The 18,282-nt window shown below is 63.7% G+C and carries 18 protein-coding genes; 8 read left to right on the top strand and 10 right to left on the bottom strand.

Annotated elements, in window-relative coordinates:
- Positions 1 to 60: 60 nt before the first annotated feature.
- The 3 genes from recN to PPGU16_RS13435 form a co-directional block, all read right to left on the bottom strand.
- Positions 61 to 1,728: a DNA repair protein RecN gene (gene recN, locus PPGU16_RS13445; protein WP_180720419.1), complete on the bottom strand. Its 1,668-nt coding sequence runs from the start codon at positions 1,726 to 1,728 to the stop codon at positions 61 to 63.
- 88 nt (positions 1,729 to 1,816) lie between these two features.
- Positions 1,817 to 2,719, bottom strand: coding sequence for an NAD kinase (locus PPGU16_RS13440; protein ID WP_180720418.1), 903 nt, complete (start codon positions 2,717 to 2,719; stop codon positions 1,817 to 1,819).
- Between the two features lie 7 nt (positions 2,720 to 2,726).
- Positions 2,727 to 3,002, bottom strand: coding sequence for a hypothetical protein (locus tag PPGU16_RS13435; protein ID WP_180720417.1), 276 nt, complete (start codon positions 3,000 to 3,002; stop codon positions 2,727 to 2,729).
- Between PPGU16_RS13435 and hrcA the strand changes: the two genes are divergently transcribed.
- The 8 genes from hrcA (at position 3,001) to pabB (ending at position 12,699) form a co-directional block, all read left to right on the top strand.
- Complete coding sequence (gene hrcA, locus PPGU16_RS13430) at positions 3,001 to 4,020, top strand: heat-inducible transcriptional repressor HrcA (protein WP_036002823.1); 1,020 nt, start codon at positions 3,001 to 3,003, stop codon at positions 4,018 to 4,020. The two genes, PPGU16_RS13435 and hrcA, sit on opposite strands and share 2 nt — an antisense overlap.
- Positions 4,021 to 4,170: 150 nt before the next feature.
- Positions 4,171 to 5,241, top strand: a complete 1,071-nt coding sequence (hemH, locus tag PPGU16_RS13425) for a ferrochelatase (RefSeq protein ID WP_180722632.1) — start codon at positions 4,171 to 4,173, stop codon at positions 5,239 to 5,241.
- 74 nt (positions 5,242 to 5,315) lie between these two features.
- Positions 5,316 to 5,723 carry an RNA-binding S4 domain-containing protein gene (locus tag PPGU16_RS13420; RefSeq protein WP_180720416.1) on the top strand — a complete coding sequence of 136 codons (408 nt, stop codon included), beginning with the start codon at positions 5,316 to 5,318 and terminating at the stop codon, positions 5,721 to 5,723.
- Between the two features lie 481 nt (positions 5,724 to 6,204).
- Entirely contained in the window at positions 6,205 to 6,807 is a 603-nt protein-coding gene (gene grpE, locus PPGU16_RS13415; protein WP_180722631.1) for a nucleotide exchange factor GrpE, read from the top strand.
- A 17-nt stretch (positions 6,808 to 6,824) separates the two neighbouring features.
- The gene (locus tag PPGU16_RS13410; RefSeq protein ID WP_180720415.1) at positions 6,825 to 7,241 is read left to right on the top strand and encodes a thioredoxin family protein; all 417 of its coding nucleotides are present in this window, start codon (positions 6,825 to 6,827) and stop codon (positions 7,239 to 7,241) included.
- 203 nt (positions 7,242 to 7,444) lie between these two features.
- On the top strand, positions 7,445 to 9,394 hold the full coding sequence (gene dnaK / locus PPGU16_RS13405) for a molecular chaperone DnaK (protein WP_180720414.1): 1,950 nt from the start codon (positions 7,445 to 7,447) through the stop codon (positions 9,392 to 9,394).
- Positions 9,395 to 9,648: 254 nt separating this feature from the next.
- The gene (gene dnaJ / locus PPGU16_RS13400) at positions 9,649 to 10,782 is read left to right on the top strand and encodes a molecular chaperone DnaJ (RefSeq protein ID WP_036002840.1); all 1,134 of its coding nucleotides are present in this window, start codon (positions 9,649 to 9,651) and stop codon (positions 10,780 to 10,782) included.
- 36 nt (positions 10,783 to 10,818) lie between these two features.
- On the top strand, positions 10,819 to 12,699 hold the full coding sequence (gene pabB / locus PPGU16_RS13395) for an aminodeoxychorismate synthase component I (protein WP_180720413.1): 1,881 nt from the start codon (positions 10,819 to 10,821) through the stop codon (positions 12,697 to 12,699).
- 33 nt (positions 12,700 to 12,732) lie between these two features.
- On the opposite strand, the gene PPGU16_RS43070 is transcribed toward pabB, so the two are convergent.
- The 7 genes from PPGU16_RS43070 to hda form a co-directional block, all read right to left on the bottom strand.
- A complete protein-coding gene (locus tag PPGU16_RS43070; RefSeq protein WP_274599970.1) occupies positions 12,733 to 12,864 on the bottom strand; it encodes a hypothetical protein in 132 nt (43 codons plus the stop codon).
- Positions 12,865 to 13,022: 158 nt separating this feature from the next.
- A complete protein-coding gene (gene panB / locus PPGU16_RS13390; RefSeq protein ID WP_180720412.1) occupies positions 13,023 to 13,838 on the bottom strand; it encodes a 3-methyl-2-oxobutanoate hydroxymethyltransferase in 816 nt (271 codons plus the stop codon).
- A 42-nt stretch (positions 13,839 to 13,880) separates the two neighbouring features.
- Positions 13,881 to 14,561 carry a deoxynucleoside kinase gene (locus PPGU16_RS13385; RefSeq protein ID WP_180722630.1) on the bottom strand — a complete coding sequence of 227 codons (681 nt, stop codon included), beginning with the start codon at positions 14,559 to 14,561 and terminating at the stop codon, positions 13,881 to 13,883.
- 11 nt (positions 14,562 to 14,572) lie between these two features.
- Positions 14,573 to 15,136 (bottom strand): 2-amino-4-hydroxy-6-hydroxymethyldihydropteridine diphosphokinase, encoded by a 564-nt coding sequence (gene folK, locus PPGU16_RS13380; protein ID WP_180720411.1) that lies wholly within the window; start codon positions 15,134 to 15,136, stop codon positions 14,573 to 14,575.
- 48 nt (positions 15,137 to 15,184) lie between these two features.
- A complete protein-coding gene (pcnB, locus tag PPGU16_RS13375; RefSeq protein WP_180720410.1) occupies positions 15,185 to 16,807 on the bottom strand; it encodes a polynucleotide adenylyltransferase PcnB in 1,623 nt (540 codons plus the stop codon).
- Positions 16,804 to 17,490 (bottom strand): histidinol-phosphatase, encoded by a 687-nt coding sequence (locus tag PPGU16_RS13370; RefSeq protein ID WP_042313055.1) that lies wholly within the window; start codon positions 17,488 to 17,490, stop codon positions 16,804 to 16,806. Before PPGU16_RS13370 ends, pcnB begins: the two co-directional genes overlap by 4 nt.
- Positions 17,483 to 18,265: a DnaA regulatory inactivator Hda gene (gene hda / locus PPGU16_RS13365; RefSeq protein WP_180720409.1), complete on the bottom strand. Its 783-nt coding sequence runs from the start codon at positions 18,263 to 18,265 to the stop codon at positions 17,483 to 17,485. The genes PPGU16_RS13370 and hda overlap by 8 nt, the downstream gene beginning before the upstream one ends.
- Positions 18,266 to 18,282 lie beyond the last annotated feature (17 nt).

Here is an 18,282-nt window from a genome sequence, read left to right as displayed (position 1 = left end):
TGGATGACGTTGCGAGGCGGCGCGGAGCGTTAAGTTTCGCGCCGCGCCGTGACGGGCGCTTTACGCCGTCGTGAGCATTTCCTTCGCGTGCTTGCGTGTGGTGGCCGTGATTTCCAGACCACCCAGCATGCGCGCGACTTCTTCGATTCGGCTCGTCTTGTCCAGCGACGTCACCGTGCTGACCGTGCCGTTCTTGCCCTTGCTGCTCTTCGCGACCTGAAAGTGGTGATCGCCGCGCGCCGCGACTTGCGGCAGGTGCGTCACGCATAGCACCTGGCGCTGCTCGCCGAGCTGGTGCAACAGACGCCCGACCACTTCCGCGACACCGCCGCCGATGCCCGTGTCCACTTCGTCGAAGATCAGCGTCGGCGTCGGGCTGGCCGCGCTCGCGATCACCGAAAGCGCAAGACTGATACGCGCGAGTTCGCCGCCTGAGGCGACCTTTGCCAGCGGCCGCAACGGCACGCCCGCGTGGCCTGCGACGCGGAATTCGACCTGCTCCATCCCATGCGCGCCGCCGTCGGGCAGCGGTACGAGCGCGACTTCGAAGCTGCCGCCCGCCATCGACAGTTCCTGCATGCCCGTTGTCACCGCGGCGCCCAGCGCCTTCGCGGCTTTCGCACGCGCCTTTGACAGGACTTTTGCGTCGGCGATATACGCGTCTTTCGCCTTTGCCTCGGCGGCGCGCAGCGCGTCAAGGTCGGCGGCGGCGTCGAGCTTTGCGAGCTGCTCGCGGCGCTCTTCATGTTCCTGCGGCAGGTTTTCCGGTTGCAGCCGGAATTTGCGTGCCGCCGAATGCAGCGCGTCGAGGCGCTTTTCGACCTGGGCGAGCCGGTCGGGATCGAGCTCCAGCCGCTGCGCATAGTGGCTCAACGAATACGCGGCTTCCTGCAACTGGATTTCAGCGGGTTCGAGCGCAGCGAGGGCGTCGTTCAGCGCCGGATCGATCTCCGCGAGATCGCGCACCTTCGAGATGACGGACGACAGATGACCGAGCATCGCTTCGTCCGATTCGGACAGCGCCGACAGCGCGCCTTGCACGCCATCGATCAGATTCGCCGAATGCGACAGCCTCCGGTGCTCGACGTTGACCTCTTCCCACTCGCCGGGCTGCGGCGAGAGCTTGTCGAGTTCCGCGAGTTGCCACGCAAGACGTTCGCGTTCGAGTTGCAGTTCGCGGTCCTTGCTCTGCGCGGTCTCGACGGCCTGCGCCGCGTCGCGCCAGGTGCGCCACGCGCGGGTCACAGTGGCCTTCGTGTCGAGCAGTCCGGCGTGCGTGTCGAACAGTTCGCGCTGCGCATCGGGCCGCATCAACAGTTGATGTGCGTGCTGGCCGTGAATATCGACGAGCATTTCGCCGACTTCGCGCAGTTGTGTGAGAGTTGCCGCCGTACCGTTGATGAACGCGCGCGAGCGGCCGTTGCCATCCACCACGCGACGCAGCATCACGGTGTTGCCGTGCTCCGTCTCGTCGGCGGCGAGCGCCTGTTCGTCGAGCCATGCGTCGACGAGCGGATGCGTGTCGAACTCGGCGGTGATATCCGCGCGCGCCTCGCCGTTGCGCACGACGCTCGCGTCGGCGCGGGCGCCGAGCGCCAGCGCCAGCGCGTCGATGAGAATGGATTTGCCGGCACCCGTTTCGCCGGAAAAGACTGTGAAGCCGCTGTCGAATTCAAGGTCGAGCGCGGCGACGATGACGAAGTCGCGTATCGAGAGGTGGCGGAGCATGGCTCGTCTGTGTGGCGTGGCTGGCGTGAGTTGGTGTGGTGTGTTGTCGTTACGCTCGGGCTTGTCAGCAGGCGGCGCCGGGGAGAATTCAGTCGCGTGGATCGTCTTCGTGCGACGGATACTCGTTCCAGTGCAGCTTCTTGCGCAGCGTCGCGTAATAGCTGTAGCCGACAGGATGCAGGAAAGGCACCGTGTGGCGCGAGCGGCGCACGTCGATCGTGTCGTTCAGTTCGAGCGCGGTGAACGACTGCATGTCGAAGTTCACGTTGACATCGCGGCCCGAGATGATCTGAATACTGACCTTGGAGTCGTCCGGGATCACGATAGGCCGGTTCGACAGCGCGTGCGGCGCGATCGGCACGAGCACGAGGCCTTGCAGCTGCGGATGCAGAATCGGCCCTTGCGACGACAGCGCATAAGCCGTCGAACCCGTCGGCGTCGCGACGATCAGCCCGTCCGAGCGCTGGTTGTACATGAAGCGGCCATCTACCGACACGCGCAGTTCCGCCATGCCCGAAAAGCCCGAACGGTTCACCACGACGTCGTTGAAGGCGAGCGCATGGTAGATGGGCTGGCCGTCGCGCATGATCCGCGATTCGAGCAGTGTGCGCTCTTCGCGCTCGAAGGTGCCCGACAACATCTGCGGAATGATCTCGCGCATGTCGGTGATCGGGATGTCGGTGATGAAGCCCAGCCGCCCGTGGTTGATGCCGATCAGCGGCGTCCTGTACGGCGCCAGTTGGCGGCCGATGCCCAGCATCGTTCCGTCGCCGCCGAGCACGATGGCTACGTCCGCGCGCGCGCCGATCTCCGCCGGGCGCAGCGCGGGCCATTGCGACGCGCCGATTTCCTGCGCGGTTTCCGCCTCGAACACGACGTCGAAGCCGAGCTTCCCGATGCACGCGGCGAGCGCGGTCAGCGGTTCCCCGATGCCCGGCGTATTGCTGCGCCCGACGAGCGCAACGGTCTTGAACTGGCTGTTAGCTTGCATGCCGGCATTACACCATAGGTGCGACCTGAAAAGAACCGTCGAAGGCGGCGCCACGCCCGTCGGGGCTGACGCGCGACGGCCGCGCGATGCCAGCCAGCCTTCGCCCGATTATCGTTAGAATGGTGAAGTCCTCATGACAGACGTGACGACTGTCTGGATCCATGCGAAGCGGCTTGTGCGCGGGCGGGGTGCCGCGCAGGGCGCGCACGGCTGTCAAGCCGCCGCGCCGCGTGCCGCCGCGCGCTCGCCGCCATGCGGTGGTTACGCTAAAATTTTTCGCCATGCTAGATCCTCGCGCACAAACCCTCCTGAAAACGCTGATCGAGCGATATATCGCCGAAGGTCAGCCGGTCGGCTCGCGCACGCTCTCGCGGTACTCCGGGCTCGAACTCAGCCCGGCGACGATCCGCAACGTGATGTCCGATCTGGAGGAGCTGGGGCTCGTCATCAGTCCGCATACGTCGGCGGGACGCATTCCCACGCCGCGAGGCTACCGGCTTTTCGTCGACACCATGCTCACCGTCGAGTCGGCCGCCGACGAAGACGCCGTGATGCGCGCGGTGAAGACCACGCTGCAACCGGGCGAGCCGCAGAAGGTGGTCGCAGCGGCCGCCAGCGTGCTGTCCAATCTGTCGCAGTTCGCGGGTGTGATCCTCACGCCGCGCCGGAGCCATGTGTTCAAGCAGATCGAATTTCTGCGTCTGTCCGACAAGCGCATTCTGCTGATCATCGTGACGCCGGAAGGCGACGTGCAGAACCGCATCATGGCGACGCAGCGCGATTTCTCGCCGTCGCAGCTCACGGAAGCCTCCAATTACATCAACGCGCACTTCGCGGGCCTGTCGTTCGACGAGGTGCGCCTGCGTCTGCGCGAAGAAATCGACGAACTGCGCGGCGACATGACCACGCTGATGCACGCGGCCGTTACCGCAAGCACGGACGTCACGGATACGGGCGAAACCGTGCTGATTTCCGGCGAGCGCAATCTGCTCGAAGTGGCCGACCTTTCGTCGGACATGGCGCGGCTGCGCAAGCTGTTCGATGTATTCGATCAAAAGACGAGTCTCCTTCAGTTGCTCGACGTCTCGAGCCACGCGCAAGGCGTGCAGATTTTCATTGGCGGCGAGTCGAACCTCGTCCCCATCGAGGAAATGAGCGTGGTGACCGCGCCGTACGAAGTGAACGGCAAGATCGTCGGCACGCTCGGCGTGATCGGCCCGACGCGCATGGCCTACAACCGCGTGATTCCCATCGTCGACATCACTGCGCGCCTGCTTTCGATGACGCTCAGCCAGGGGTAACGTCGAGCCCGGCATGGTGTACATCATGCGCGGCGTTTTTCGCCGTGCCAATTGGCCGAACGGCCAGGTATCGGCGGCAGACCGCGCCGCTATAATGGGCTTCCTGATTCATTACGTGCCGCGCGCTTGCACGGCTCTTTCCCTTTGCCTATGCGCTTCGACCTCGAGCGGCCCTCGCAGAATGCTGCGGCACATCGTGTCGCCGTGTTGCTGATCAATCTCGGTACGCCCGATGCGCCGACGCCTCGCGCCGTGCGGCGCTATCTCGCGCAGTTTCTGTCCGATCCGCGCGTGGTCGAGATTCCGTCGTTCGTGTGGCAAATCATCCTGCGTCTGTTGATCCTGCCGTTTCGCGGCGTGGCCTCGGCGAAGAAATACGCGGCCGTCTGGATGCCTGAAGGCTCGCCGCTGCGCGTGCATACGGAAAAGCAGGTGGAAGGGCTGCGGCATCTGCTGCACCTGAACGACTACACGGTGATCGTCGACTACGCGATGCGTTACGGCACGCCCGGCATTCCCGCCATGCTCAACCAGCTGAAGCTGGCGGGCGCCGAGCGCATCCTGTTGATGCCGATGTACCCGCAGTATTCGTCGTCGACCACGGCCACGGCATTCGACGACGCATTCGCCGCGCTCAGGCGGATGCGCAACCAGCCGGAGATCCGCACCGTGCGCCAGTACGCGGATCATCCCGCTTATATATCGGCGCTCGCGGCGCAGGTGAACCATTACTGGCATGCGCATGGACGGCCGGACTTTGCGGCGGGCGACAAGCTGGTGCTGAGCTTTCACGGCGTGCCCAAGCGCACGCTCGATCTGGGCGACCCGTATCACGAGCAATGCCAGCAGACGGCGTCGCTGCTGATGCATGCGCTTGGGCTCACGACGGTGGAATGTCGCGTGACGTTTCAGTCGCGCTTCGGCAAGGCCGAATGGCTGCAGCCTTATACGGCGCCGACGCTCAAGGAACTGGGCGCGGCGGGCGTGCATCGCGCGGACGTGTTCTGTCCGGGCTTTACGGCAGATTGCCTGGAGACGATCGAGGAAATCGGCATGGAAGTGCGCGACGAATTCGTGCACGCGGGCGGGAAAGTTTTTCACGCCATTCCCTGCCTGAACGCGTCGCCCGCGTGGATCGCGGCGCTCGGCGAGATCGTCGCGCAGCATCTGCAAGGCTGGCCGGTGCAGGTGAGCGCGCCGCAAAGCGCGTCCGTCGCCTGAGTTTTTCGTGTCCGGCATGCAATCTGCATTCGTAGATCGGCTTATGGCGTCTGGAAACGCCTGAAGAAGGACTGATGAACTACAAGATTTCTACCGAACCGGGCGCTCGCTTGCGCATCGACAAATGGCTGTGGGCGGCGCGCTTCTTCAAGACGCGCTCGCTGGCAACCGATGCCGTCGAGAAGGGCCGGGTGCGGATCGGCGGCGCGACGGTGAAGCCGGCCAAGGATGTGCGGGTCGGCGATCTGGTCGAGATCGAGATCGAACGGATTGTCTGGCAGATTCAGGTGCTCGGCGTCTGCGACGTGCGCGGGCCAGCGAGCGTCGCGCAGACGCTTTATGCGGAAACCGAAGAGGGCAGGCAGAAGCGCCAGCAGGAGAACGAGCGGCGCAAGACCTATCGCGAGCCGGCCGCCGAATTGCATGGGCGGCCGACCAAGCGCGACCGGCGTGTCATCGACAAATTTTCGCGTGAGGGTTGAACAACTGTTCCATCGTCGCATGAACGCCACCATATTCCGTGGTGTGTTCATTGACGACGCCGGACATGCAGATGGTCGTGGTGCCTGCGATGAGTACCAATGCGACCACCGATATAGCGAAGGTCAGTTTCACGGTACTCCCCCATGGAGATTGCAAGCGGAAACGGGCGATTCAGCTGGTAGTAAGCCGTACGTCAGATTAGGGTTAACGTGCCTTTTCGGACGCTTTAGTTGAGTTTAGGACACTCGCGCAGCGCGCTCAATCTCAATATGATGTCGCGCTCGAATTGCTTGTTACGCCGCATTTCCGGGCCCCTGCAAGGTGCAAAAAGCATCGGCGGGAGCCTTGAAATACGGCGTGCGCACCCTTACTTGCACCGTTGATGCGCGGCCGGCATGTTGTATCGGCACCACGCCCATCGGGCGAGTCCCGTTAAACTGCCGCCGTTTCTTGGCCATATCTAATTTGAATTTCAGCGACATGGAAAACACGCAAGAGAATCCGACGAGCCAGAATCCCACGCCCGCCGACGAAGCCGCGCGCCAGGCCGCAGAGGCCGCATCGGGCGAGCCGCAGGCTCAGGCGCAACAGCCGGAAACGGCTACCGGCGAACCGCAAGCCGAAACGTCCGGCGCAGAAGCCGCGCTGGCCGAAACGCAGGCTAAGCTGGCCGAAATGCAGGAAAACTTCCTGCGCGCCAAAGCGGAGACGGAGAACGTGCGCCGCCGCGGGCAGGAAGACGTCGCGAAGGCGCACAAGTTCGCCATCGAAAGCTTTGCCGAACATCTGCTGCCCGTCGTCGACAGCCTGGAAGCTGCCGTCACGCACTCCTCCGACGATCTCGTGAAGGTGCGTGAAGGCGTCGAGCTGACGCTGCGCCAGCTGACGGGCGCGCTGGAGAAGGGCAAGGTTGTTGCTCTGAATCCCGTTGGCGAGAAGTTCGACCCGCATCGCCACCAGGCCATTTCGATGGTCCCGGCCGATCAGGAGCCGAACACCGTGGTCGCCGTGCTGCAAAAGGGTTATGTGATCGCCGACCGCGTGCTGCGTCCGGCGCTGGTCACGGTCGCGGCGCCGAAATAAGCGACGTTCGCACTGTCATGGCCGGTATTCCCGTCGACAGCACCGCGTTCGCGGCTTTCGACATGGAGGAACTCACTGCCAATACCTTCGACGCCGGCATCCAGTCGGCGGGCGACGATCTGGCCGTGGTGTTCTTCTGGGGGCTGGACTGCTTCAACTGCGAAATCGCGAAGAAGGCGATGCTTGCGCAGCCGGACGCGATCCGCGCGCTCGGGCTGCGCTGGTTTCACAGCAACGTGTACGAGCATCGCGAACTGGGCCGGCGCTTCCTGCTGCATGGCGTGCCGACATGGTTCTTCTTTCACCGCGGTAAGCGTCTCGGGCGAGCGACGGGTTGGCATGGACTGGCGCAATTCGAAGCGGCCGTCGCCGGCGCGCGTGAGAAAATCCGCGCGGCCGGATTTGGGGCGGCGGGTGTGGCCGGCCCGGGGTAAGGGCGGCTGTCGCTTGGTCGGCAGATTCAACCGGCCACCAGACCGATTGAAAAAATTTAATGACCGCATCGCATTAAGGGTCTTGAAAACGAGGCGGCTGCACTTATGTTGAGTGCAGGATGAAATTCAGGGGCGGGACGCCCGGTGGCCGGAAGGGTCAGCCAGCGATGCCCGCAGCGATCAAAGTCAGGAGATTAGTAAAAATGGGCAAAATCATCGGCATCGACCTCGGCACCACCAATTCGTGCGTGGCGCTGATGGAAGGCAATCAGGTCAAGGTGATCGAGAACTCGGAAGGTGCGCGCACCACGCCGTCGATCATCGCTTACATGGACGACAACGAAGTCCTCGTCGGCGCGCCCGCCAAGCGTCAATCGGTTACCAACCCGAAGAACACGCTGTACGCGGTCAAGCGCCTGATCGGCCGCCGCTTCGAAGAAAAAGAAGTGCAGAAGGACATCGGCCTGATGCCCTACAAGATCGTCAAGCACGACAACGGCGACGCCTGGGTCGAAGCGCACGGGCAAAAGCTCGCGCCGTCTCAGATTTCCGCTGAAGTGCTGCGCAAGATGAAGAAGACGGCCGAAGACTATCTCGGCGAGACGGTCACGGAAGCCGTCATCACGGTTCCGGCGTACTTCAACGACAGCCAGCGTCAGGCCACCAAAGACGCGGGCCGCATCGCCGGTCTGGACGTGAAGCGGATCATCAACGAACCGACGGCGGCTGCGCTGGCGTTCGGTCTGGACAAGGCTGAAAAGGGCGACCGCAAGATCGCGGTGTTCGACCTGGGCGGCGGCACGTTCGACATCTCGATCATCGAAATCGCAGACGTCGACGGTGAAATGCAGTTCGAAGTGCTGTCGACGAACGGCGATACGTTCCTCGGCGGTGAAGACTTCGACCAGCGCATCATCGACTACATCATCGGCGAGTTCAAGAAAGAGCAAGGCGTCGATCTGTCGAAGGACGTGCTCGCGCTGCAACGCCTGAAGGAAGCGGCTGAAAAGGCGAAGATCGAACTGTCGTCGGGGCAGCAGACGGAAATCAACCTGCCGTACATCACGGCGGACGCATCGGGTCCGAAGCACTTGAACCTGAAGATCACGCGCGCCAAGCTGGAAGCGCTGGTCGAAGACCTGATCGAGCGCACCATCGAGCCGTGCCGCGTCGCGATCAAGGATGCAGGCGTGAAGGTCGGCGAAATCGACGACGTGATTCTCGTCGGTGGCCAGACGCGTATGCCGAAGGTGCAGGAGAAGGTGAAGGAGTTCTTCGGCAAGGAACCGCGCCGCGACGTGAACCCGGACGAAGCCGTTGCTGTCGGCGCGGCCATTCAAGGCCAGGTGCTGTCGGGCGACCGTAAGGACGTGCTGCTGCTGGACGTGACGCCGCTGTCGCTGGGCATCGAAACGCTCGGCGGCGTGATGACGAAGATGATCAACAAGAACACCACGATCCCGACAAAGCACGCTCAGGTGTATTCGACGGCGGACGACAATCAGGGCGCCGTGACGATCAAGGTGTTCCAGGGCGAGCGCGAAATGGCGGCGGGCAACAAGCTGCTGGGCGAGTTCAACCTGGAAGGCATCCCGCCCGCACCGCGTGGCGTGCCGCAGATCGAAGTGAGCTTCGACATCGACGCGAACGGCATTCTGCACGTCGGCGCGAAGGACAAGGCGACGGGCAAGGAAAACCGCATCACGATCAAGGCGAATTCGGGTCTGTCCGAAGCCGAAATCGAAAAGATGGTGAAGGACGCGGAAGCGAACGCGGAAGAAGATCACAAGCTGCGTGAACTGGCCGACGCCCGCAACCAGGGCGATGCGCTGGTCCACAGCACGAAGAAGGCGCTCACCGAGTACGGCGACAAGCTGGACGCAGGCGAGAAGGAAAAGATCGAAGCCGCGCTGAAGGACCTCGAAGAAACGCTGAAGAGCGGCTCGAGCGACAAGGCTGCGATCGAAGCGAAGATCGAGACGGTTGCAACGGCCTCGCAGAAGCTCGGCGAAAAGATGTACGCCGACATGCAGGCGCAAGGTGCAGCAGGCGCGGCAACTGCGGGCGCAGCGGGTGCGGAAGCAGCCGCCGGCCAGAGCCAGCAGGCCGACGACGTCGTCGACGCCGAGTTCAAGGAAGTGAAGAAGGACTAAGCCGGGTTGCTGGTTGACCGCACGGCTGCGCATGGCGACATGCGCAGCCCGGCTGCAAAGGGTTGAGCGCCATCCGCGGCGTTTGAACCGATCACGCGCCTGGCGAGCCTTTCGGCTCTCCGGGCACATTTGTTTTATGGAGGGCGCGGCTTTTGACCCGTAATTGTGGTCGAGGCCAGAGCCTTACGAGTCGCGAGACTCCAGCATTCAAGAGGAGCCGCCGCGCCGCGTCGCGCGGATGGCGTTGAACCGATATGGCGAAACGGGATTACTACGAGATTCTGGGCGTTGCAAAGAACGCGAGCGACGACGAAATCAAGAAGGCTTATCGCAAGCTCGCGATGAAGCACCACCCTGACCGCAATCCGGGCAACAAGGATGCGGAAGAGCATTTCAAAGAGGTGAAGGAAGCCTATGAAATGCTGTCGGACTCGCAAAAGCGTGCAGCGTACGACCAGTACGGCCACGCAGGCGTCGATCCGAACATGGCGGGTGCGGGTGCCCAGGGTTTCGGCGGTTTTGCCGATGCATTCGGCGATATCTTCGGCGATATCTTCGGTCAGGCGGCGGCGGGTGGCCGCGGCGGCCGGGGCGGTCCGCAGGTGTATCGCGGCGCCGACCTGCGGTATAGCATGGAAATTACGCTCGAGCAGGCCGCGCACGGTTACGACACGCAGATCCGCGTGCCGAGCTGGGTGTCGTGCGAAATCTGTCACGGTTCGGGCGCGAAGCCCGGCACGAAGCCGGAAACCTGCCCGACCTGTAACGGCTCGGGCGCGGTGCGGATGTCGCAAGGTTTCTTCAGCATCCAGCAGACGTGTCCGAAGTGCCACGGCACGGGCACCTACATTCCCGAGCCTTGCACGCACTGCCACGGCGCGGGCAAGACCAAGGAAACCAAGACGCTGGAAGTGAAGATTCCGGCAGGCATCGACGACGGCATGCGCATCCGGTCGGCTGGCAACGGCGAGCCGGGCATCAACGGTGGTCCGTCGGGCGACCTGTACGTCGAGATTCACATCAAGGCGCACGCCGTGTTCGAGCGCGACGGCGACGATCTGCATTGCCAGATGCCGATTCCGTTCACAAAGGCGGCGCTGGGCGGCGAGATCGAAGTGCCGACGCTCGCGGGCCGCGCGAGCTTCACGGTGCCGGAAGGCACGCAGTCGGGCAAGACGTTCCGTCTGCGCGGCAAGGGCATCAAGGGTTTGCGCTCGAGCATCGCGGGTGATCTGTACGTGCATGTTCAGGTGGAAACGCCCGTCAAGCTCACGGATGCGCAGCGCGACCTGCTGCAGCAGTTCGAGAAGTCGCTCGTGGAAGGTGGCGCGCGTCACAGCCCGCAGAGCAAGAGCTGGTTCGACCGCGTCAAGAGCTTTTTCGATTAACGTGTTCTGAAGCGCGTTCTGACGTTGGCGGTATGCATGGCGGCTCAGGAAACAGCGGCTCACGAAGGAAGCTCCGTGTTCGCGTTGCTGGACGACTGCGACTCGACTACGAGTCGCAGGTCGAGCCGGCTGTACACGGGGTTTCGTCGCGAGCACGTTTGCACTGACCGCGCGCAGCTGGATGCCGTTTGCGAGGCGGCTTCGGCCGATATCGACAGCGGGCTGTTCGCCGTCGTGCTGGCCGACTACGAATTTGGACAGGCTTTGCAGCAGAAGACGCAGCGTGCCGGCGGCACGCTGCGTTTTTTATTGTTCGACACGTGCCGGAAGATGTCGCGCGACGAGGTCGACACATGGCTCGCGCTGTACGACAGCGCGGCCGTCGAGCCTTCGGTGGCGGGTATCGGCGGCGTACATGCGAGCGTCGACGAAGCGCAGTTCACGCAGGCCATCAGCGCGATTCACGACGCGCTGCGCGCCGGCGACTCCTATCAGATCAACTACACCTATCGGCTGTATTTCGACGTGTTCGGCACGCCCGCCGCGCTGTTCCGGCGGCTGCGCGCGCGACAGTCGGTTCACTACGGCGCGCTGATCGCATTGCCCGACGACCGCTGGATCGTGTCGTGCTCGCCGGAACTGTTCGTCGAGAAGAAGGGCGCGTCGCTGCGCACGCGGCCAATGAAAGGCACCGCGCCGCGTTCGTCGGACGCCCAGCAGGATCGCGCGGCCGCCGAATTCCTCGCCAGCGACCCGAAGAACCGCGCGGAAAACGTGATGATCGTCGATCTGCTGCGCAACGACCTGTCGCGGATCGCGGAAACCGGCACGGTGAAAACGCCCGCGCTGTTTTCGATCGAGCCGTATCAGTCGTTGTGGCAGATGACGTCGACCGTGACGGCGACGTTGCAGGCGCGTACGTCGTTTGCCGAGGTGCTGCGCGCGCTCTTTCCGTGCGGCTCGATCACGGGCGCGCCCAAGCACAAGACCATGCAGTTGATCGAGCAGCTCGAATCCACGCCGCGCGGGCTCTACACGGGCGCGATCGGCTGGCTCGACGCGCAACCGGATCTTGGCGAGACAGTCGGCAAGCAGTGCGGCGATTTCTGCCTGTCGGTGGCGATCCGCACGCTGACGCTCGGCGCCGTCACACCGGACGGCGCGCGGCATGGCGAAATGGGCATCGGTGCGGGCATCGTGCTCGATAGCGTGGCACAAGACGAATACGCGGAGTGCAAATTGAAAGCACGTTTCCTGACGGAAGCCGACCCAGGCTTCCAGCTGTTCGAAACGATGTATGCGACGCGTGAAGATGGCGTGCGGCATCTCGACCGGCATCTCGCGCGGCTTGGCCATAGCGCGCGGTGGCTGGGCTTCGCGTTCGACGAAAACAGCGTGCGCGCGCAACTCGTCGCGCAATGCGCGGCGCTGCGCAACGCTACGCCACACCGGATGCGGCTGACGCTGGACAAGGGCGGCGCGGCGGAAATCACCTTTGCGCCGCTCGTGCCGCTGACGGAAGACGTGGCTGGCGTGCTGCTCGGCCCCGATCATGGTTTCGCGACAATGCAGGCGGCCGATCCTTTGCTATTGCACAAGACGACGCGCCGCGCGGAATACGATCGCGGCTGGCGCGAAGCCGAATCGCACGATGCGTTCGACACGTTGTTCTTCAACGAACGCGGCGAGCTGACCGAGGGCGGTCGATCAAACGTTTTCGTGATGCTGGAAGGACGCTGGTGGACGCCGCCGTTGTCGTCGGGCGTGTTGCCGGGCGTGATGCGTGGTGTGCTGCTGGACGATCCCGACATGCAGGCGGGCGAACGGGTGCTGAGTCGGGACGATGTATTGAATGCGCAAGGGCTGATGCTCTGCAACGCACTGCGTGGGGCGTTGCCGGCGCGGATTATTGCTTGAATGGCGTAGCCGGCAACATAGACGAAACGCGCATCAGGCGTGATGCCGGTGAAACAGGCGACCGATCCACACGGCGAGGCGCGCATGCCAGGCGGCATCGTATTCGCGGGGATGATTGCCGTGGTCACGGATGCGCGTGACGTCGATCAGGCAGAAGGGGCTCATGTTCGTATCTCCGTTGGCGCGCGCTGAGCGCGTTGGAAGGAGAACGAAGACGGACGACAGCGATTGCAGGTCGAATCGGACCGGTCTTAACGTGTTCGAGCGGCTCCGCACATATCCACGATGAAAAAGCGGCGCATCGAGGCGCCGCCAGAGAAGAATCAGAACGTGTGTTCAGGTCCTGGGAACGTACCGTCCTTAACGGCCCGCACATATGCCTCGACGGCGGCGAGAATGCTTGGTTGTCCCTGCATGAAATCTTTCACGAAACGCGGACGCTTGCCGGGGAAAATACCCAGCATGTCGTGCAGCACCAGCACCTGACCCGAGCACTCCACACCCGCGCCGATGCCGATTGTCGGAATGCGCACCTGCTTCGTGACTTCGGAGGCAAGCAGCGTCGGCATCGCTTCCATCACCAGCAGTTGCGCGCCCGCGTCCTGCATCGCGCGCGAATCGCGTAGCAACTGGGCCGCGCCTGCTTCCGTCTTGCCCTGCACCTTGAAGCCGCCGAACGCGTGCACCGATTGCGGCGTAAGTCCGACGTGACCGCACACGGGCACCGAGCGCTCGACCAGAAAGCGCACCGTATCCGCGAGCCATTCGCCGCCTTCGAGCTTCACCATCTGCGCGCCCGCCTGCATCAGCTTGACGGCATTCGTGAACGCATCGGCGGGCGTGCCGTAAGTACCGAACGGCATGTCGGCGACGATCAGCGCCGACGGCTTCGCGCGCGCGACGCAGGCGGTGTGATAGGCGATTTCGTCGATCGTGACGGGCAGCGTCGTGCTCTGGCCTTGCAGCACGTTGCCGAGCGAATCGCCGATCAGCAGCGAATCGACGCCCGCGCGGTCGAGCAGCGCCGCGAAGCTCGCGTCGTAGCATGTGAGCATCACGATCTTGTCGCCGGCTTCGCGCATCGCCTGGAGTTTGGGGACGGTGACGGCGCTGCGGCTCGTCTCCTGCAAATAGGTCATGGGTGATCCATTGGGAACGCGGCGACACGCTACAGCCAGACGCTATAGCGTGCCGCCTTTGACAAAGAATTCCTTGCGCCCGCGCATCGCTTCGATACGTTCGACGAGCAAAGCAAGGTCCGCGTCGGATTCGAGCGGATTCAGGTGTTCGGCGCTGACCGTGAGAACGGGCGCGCCGTCGTAGTGATAGAAGAAGTCGTTGTATGCGTCGCATAGCGAACGCAGGTACGCATCCGAAATCTGCAGTTCCATCGGCACCGCGCGCTTCTGAATGCGCGAGAACAGCACTTCGGGACTCGCCTGCAAATAGATGATCAGATCCGGCGACGGACCGGGCACATCCAGCTTCGCCGCGAGCGCGCGATACAGCGGGTACTCGTCGTCCTGCAGCGTCAGACGGGCGAAGATGTCGTTCTTCTGCGTCATGAAATCGGTGATGAGCGGCGTGCCTGCCGTGCGCAGCGCACTAATGTCCTGCACCTGCTGCGCGCGCTGCAGCGCGAAGCTCAGCTGCGCGGGCAGTGCATAGCGCGACGTGTCGCGATAGAAGCGCTCGAGAAACGGATTGTCTTGCGGACGTTCGAACAACTCGTGCATCGACCAGCGTTGCGCGAGCCGGCGCGCAAGCGACGTCTTGCCCACGCCGATCGGCCCTTCGATGGTCAGATAACCGTGCGGCGGACGCAGGTCAGGCGCGGTGACGGTGAGCGGCGGGGCGGTCATAGGCAGAGAGTTCATGGGCAACCGCCCTTGGGCGTATCTTGCCTGGCGTCTTCCGTGCGGATCGCGTCGGCCGCGTTGGGCGCGATGCACTGGCAGGGCGATTTCATTTTTTCGATGCGCTGATCGGCAACGGCTGCCAGAAACGCATCGGCACGGCCGCGTTGCGGGATGATCAGCTCGGGCTCGATTTCGACTAGCGGCACGAGCACGAACGCGCGCTCCGTCATGCGCGGATGCGGGACGATCAGATCGGGTTCGTCGATGGCGTGTTCGCCGAACAGCAGAATGTCGAGATCGAGCGTGCGCGGCGCGTTGCGAAAGGGGCGCTCGCGACCGAAGTGATGCTCGATCTTGTGACACAGCGCGAGCAGATGGCGAACCGGCAGCGTGGTATCGAGCTTGACGACGAGATTCAGATAATCGTCGCCGCCCGCATCGATCGGGGCCGTTCTATACAGGCTCGATTTCGCGAGCACGGTGACGGTGTGCTGTTGTGCGAGACACACCACCGCGTCTTTCAGGGTCTGGCGCGCGTCCCCGAGATTCGCGCCGAGGCCGAGATAGGCAACCGTCATGGCATAACTTCCTGCAACTTGCGTTCGACGGCGCGCGCCAGAAATGCGTCAGTCTTCATGCGGGCCGTCGTGGCTCGCATCGTCTGCTGCGCGGTTTCCTGAAGCCGTGCCGCCCTCCATTCCGTCGCCCTGTTTGCTGCGGTTTCGGCTGTTGCTACGCCGCCGTCGTTTTCTGGGCGCCCGGTCCTTCCCGCCTTGCGAAAGCAATGCTTCGCGCGCGGCGATGTCTCCTTCGATGAACTCCGTCCACCACGAACCGACCGCTTCATCCAGTTCGCCCGATTCGCAGCGCAACAGGAGGAAATCATACCCCGCTCTAAATCTTTGGTGTTCCAGCAACTTCAGCGCGCTGCGGCCCGAGCGTTTTTCGAGGCGATGCTGCAGGCCCCAGATCTCGCGCATATCCGACGAGAAGCGTTTGTGAATGGCCAGCTTCTCGGTCTGCATGTCGAGCACGTCGTCCATCGCGCGATGCAGCGCGGGCACGGGGAACTCGCCGTTCGCCTCGTACTGCTGCCAGCGTTGCTGCATGTCATGCCACAGCAGCGTGGCGAACAGGAAGCCCGGCGACACCGGCTTGCCCGCGCGAACGCGAGAGTCAGTGTTGTTCAGTGCGAGCGTGATGAACTTCTCGCCATGCGGCTGTTCGAGCACGACGTCGAGCAGCGGCAAGAGACCGTGATGCAAGCCTTCCTTGCGCAGACGTTGCAGGCACGCGAGCGCATGGCCCGACAGCAGCAGCTTGAGCATCTCGTCGAACAGACGCGCGGCGGGCACGTTGTTGATCAGATCGGCGAGTTCGGTGATGGGCGCGCGCGTCGCTTCTTCGATATCGAAATCGAGCTTCGCGGCAAAGCGCACGACGCGCAGCATGCGCACCGGGTCTTCGCGATAGCGCGTGGCCGGATCGCCGATCATGCGCAGCAGGCGCGCGCGCACATCGGCCATGCCGTTGTGATAGTCGAGCACGGTTTGCGTCGCGGGATCGTAGTACATCGCGTTGATCGTGAAGTCGCGGCGCGTGGCGTCTTCGTGCTGCTCGCCCCAGACGTTGTCGCGCAGCACGCGGCCGCTTGCATCGACGGCATGCGTGCGACGGTCCAGTTCGTCGCGCTTCAGGCGGCGCGGCGGCGGGGCGTCGGCATCGGCGGGCGGCGCGTCGACCAAGGCGCGGAACGTCGACGTTTCGATGATTTCCTGGCCGAACTGCACGTGCACGATCTGGAAGCGCCGCCCGATGATGCGCGCGCGGCGGAACAGCTTCTGCACCTGTTCGGGCGTGGCGTCCGTGGCGACGTCGAAGTCCTTCGGCGCGATGCCGAGCAGCAGATCGCGCACGGCGCCGCCGACGATGAACGCGCGAAAGCCGGCCTGTTGCAGCCCTTCCGTCACGCGGATCGCGTTGCGCGAAATCAGCGAAGGGTCGATGCCGTGAATGTCCGACGAGATGATGACGGGCGCGTCGGGCTCGGACACGGCTGCTGCGGCCGGCTTGCGGCGCGTGCCGCCCTTCGACGACGCAGCGCCGCCTTTCGATGACGTACGGGGTGCGCGGCTGGTGTGCGCGCGTTCTTCCGGCACAGCGTAGTCGTCGGCTTCTGCGGGCGGCGCGGCTTCGTCAGCGGGCTCTGCGTCCTGTCCGAACAGCTTGCGAATGAGTTTCTTGATCACGAGGGTTGAAAGAGTTCGAGGATGCGCCAGCCATGCTTCTGGGCATGTGCGCGTAGCGTGTCGTCCGGGTTGGTCGCGATCGGGTCGGTGACCTTTTCGAGCAGCGGGATGTCGTTATGCGAATCGCTGTAGAAATAGCTGCGTTCGAAGTCCGACCATGTTTTACCGATCGACGCGAGCCATTCTTCCGTGCGCACGATCTTGCCTTCACGGTAGCTCGGCGTGCCTTTCGGGTAACCGGTGTAGTCCGATGCCGGGTGGCCGTCGATCGTCTCCACTTCGCACGCGATCAGCTTCTCGACGCCGAAGACTTCGGCGATCGGCGCGGTGATGAATTCGTTGGTCGCGGTGACCATGCAGCACAGGTCGCCCGCGTCGCGATGCTTGCGCACCAGTTCCATTGCGGCGGGAACGATGGCGGGCTTGATGACTTCATGCATGTACTGGTCGTGCCACGTTTTCAGCTGCGAGCGCGGGTACTTCGCCAGCGGCGTCAGCATGGCGACCAGATAGGCATGAATGTCGAGCTTGCCGGCCTTGTAGTCGGCAAAGAAGCGATCGTTTTCACGCGCAAAACTTTCGGCTTCGACAATGCCGAGTTTCACCATGAAGCGGCCCCATTCGTGGTCGCTGTCGGTGGGGATGAGCGTGTGATCGAGGTCGAAGAGAGCGAGGTTAGCCATGGGGGACTATTTTACTTGAAGCGGATGATAAGGCCTGGGCAGCCGCGCGACGCGGGGCGTCGACCGTGCCGCTCGCGGTGCTGGCGCCATCGGGCGACGCGAGCATCGTGCGCAAAAGCGGCAGCGTGACGGCACGCTTTTGTTCGAGCGAAAAGCGGTCGAGCGCGTCGAGCAATGCCATCAGGCTCGGCATGTCGCGGCGGAAATGGGTGAGCAGGTAGGCGGGCACGTCGTCGGCGAGATTGATGCCGCGCTCGCGTGCCGCGCGCTTCAGAACGGCCGCCTTGCCATCGTCGGCGAGCGGCGCGACATGGAACACGAGGCCCCAGCCGAGCCGCGTGCGCAGGTCTTCACGGACGTCGAGGCCCATCGGCGCGGCGTTGCCCGCGGCGACGAGCGCGCTGGTCGGATGGGCGCGCACTTCGTTGAACAGGTTGAACATCGCGATCTGCTGCGCGCCGGACAGGCGGTCGCAATCGTCGATTGCATACAGCGCGACGGCGGGGTCGAACGCAAAAGCCGCGAGGCTGCTTTGCGGACCGGCGTAGCGCGCGTGGCCCGGCGGCGCTTCATGCACGAGCGCCTCAAGCAGATGCGTGCGGCCGCTGCCCGTCTCGCCCCAGACATAGAACGTGCGGTCCGCGACCGGGCCGGCCGCGAGCGCCGCGTCCAGCTCGCGCAGGCGCGTCACCAGCTCGGCGTTGGCGCCGGCGAAGAAGTTGTCGAATGTCGATGGCGGCGGGGTGCCGAGATCGAGCGTCAATTGGCGCGACACAATAGATAAGCCGTTAA

This window comes from Paraburkholderia largidicola (assembly GCF_013426895.1).
GTDB lineage: Bacteria > Pseudomonadota > Gammaproteobacteria > Burkholderiales > Burkholderiaceae > Paraburkholderia > Paraburkholderia largidicola.
Note: the sequence above shows the minus strand (reverse complement) of the source record. Positions and strands in the feature narration are given on the sequence as shown.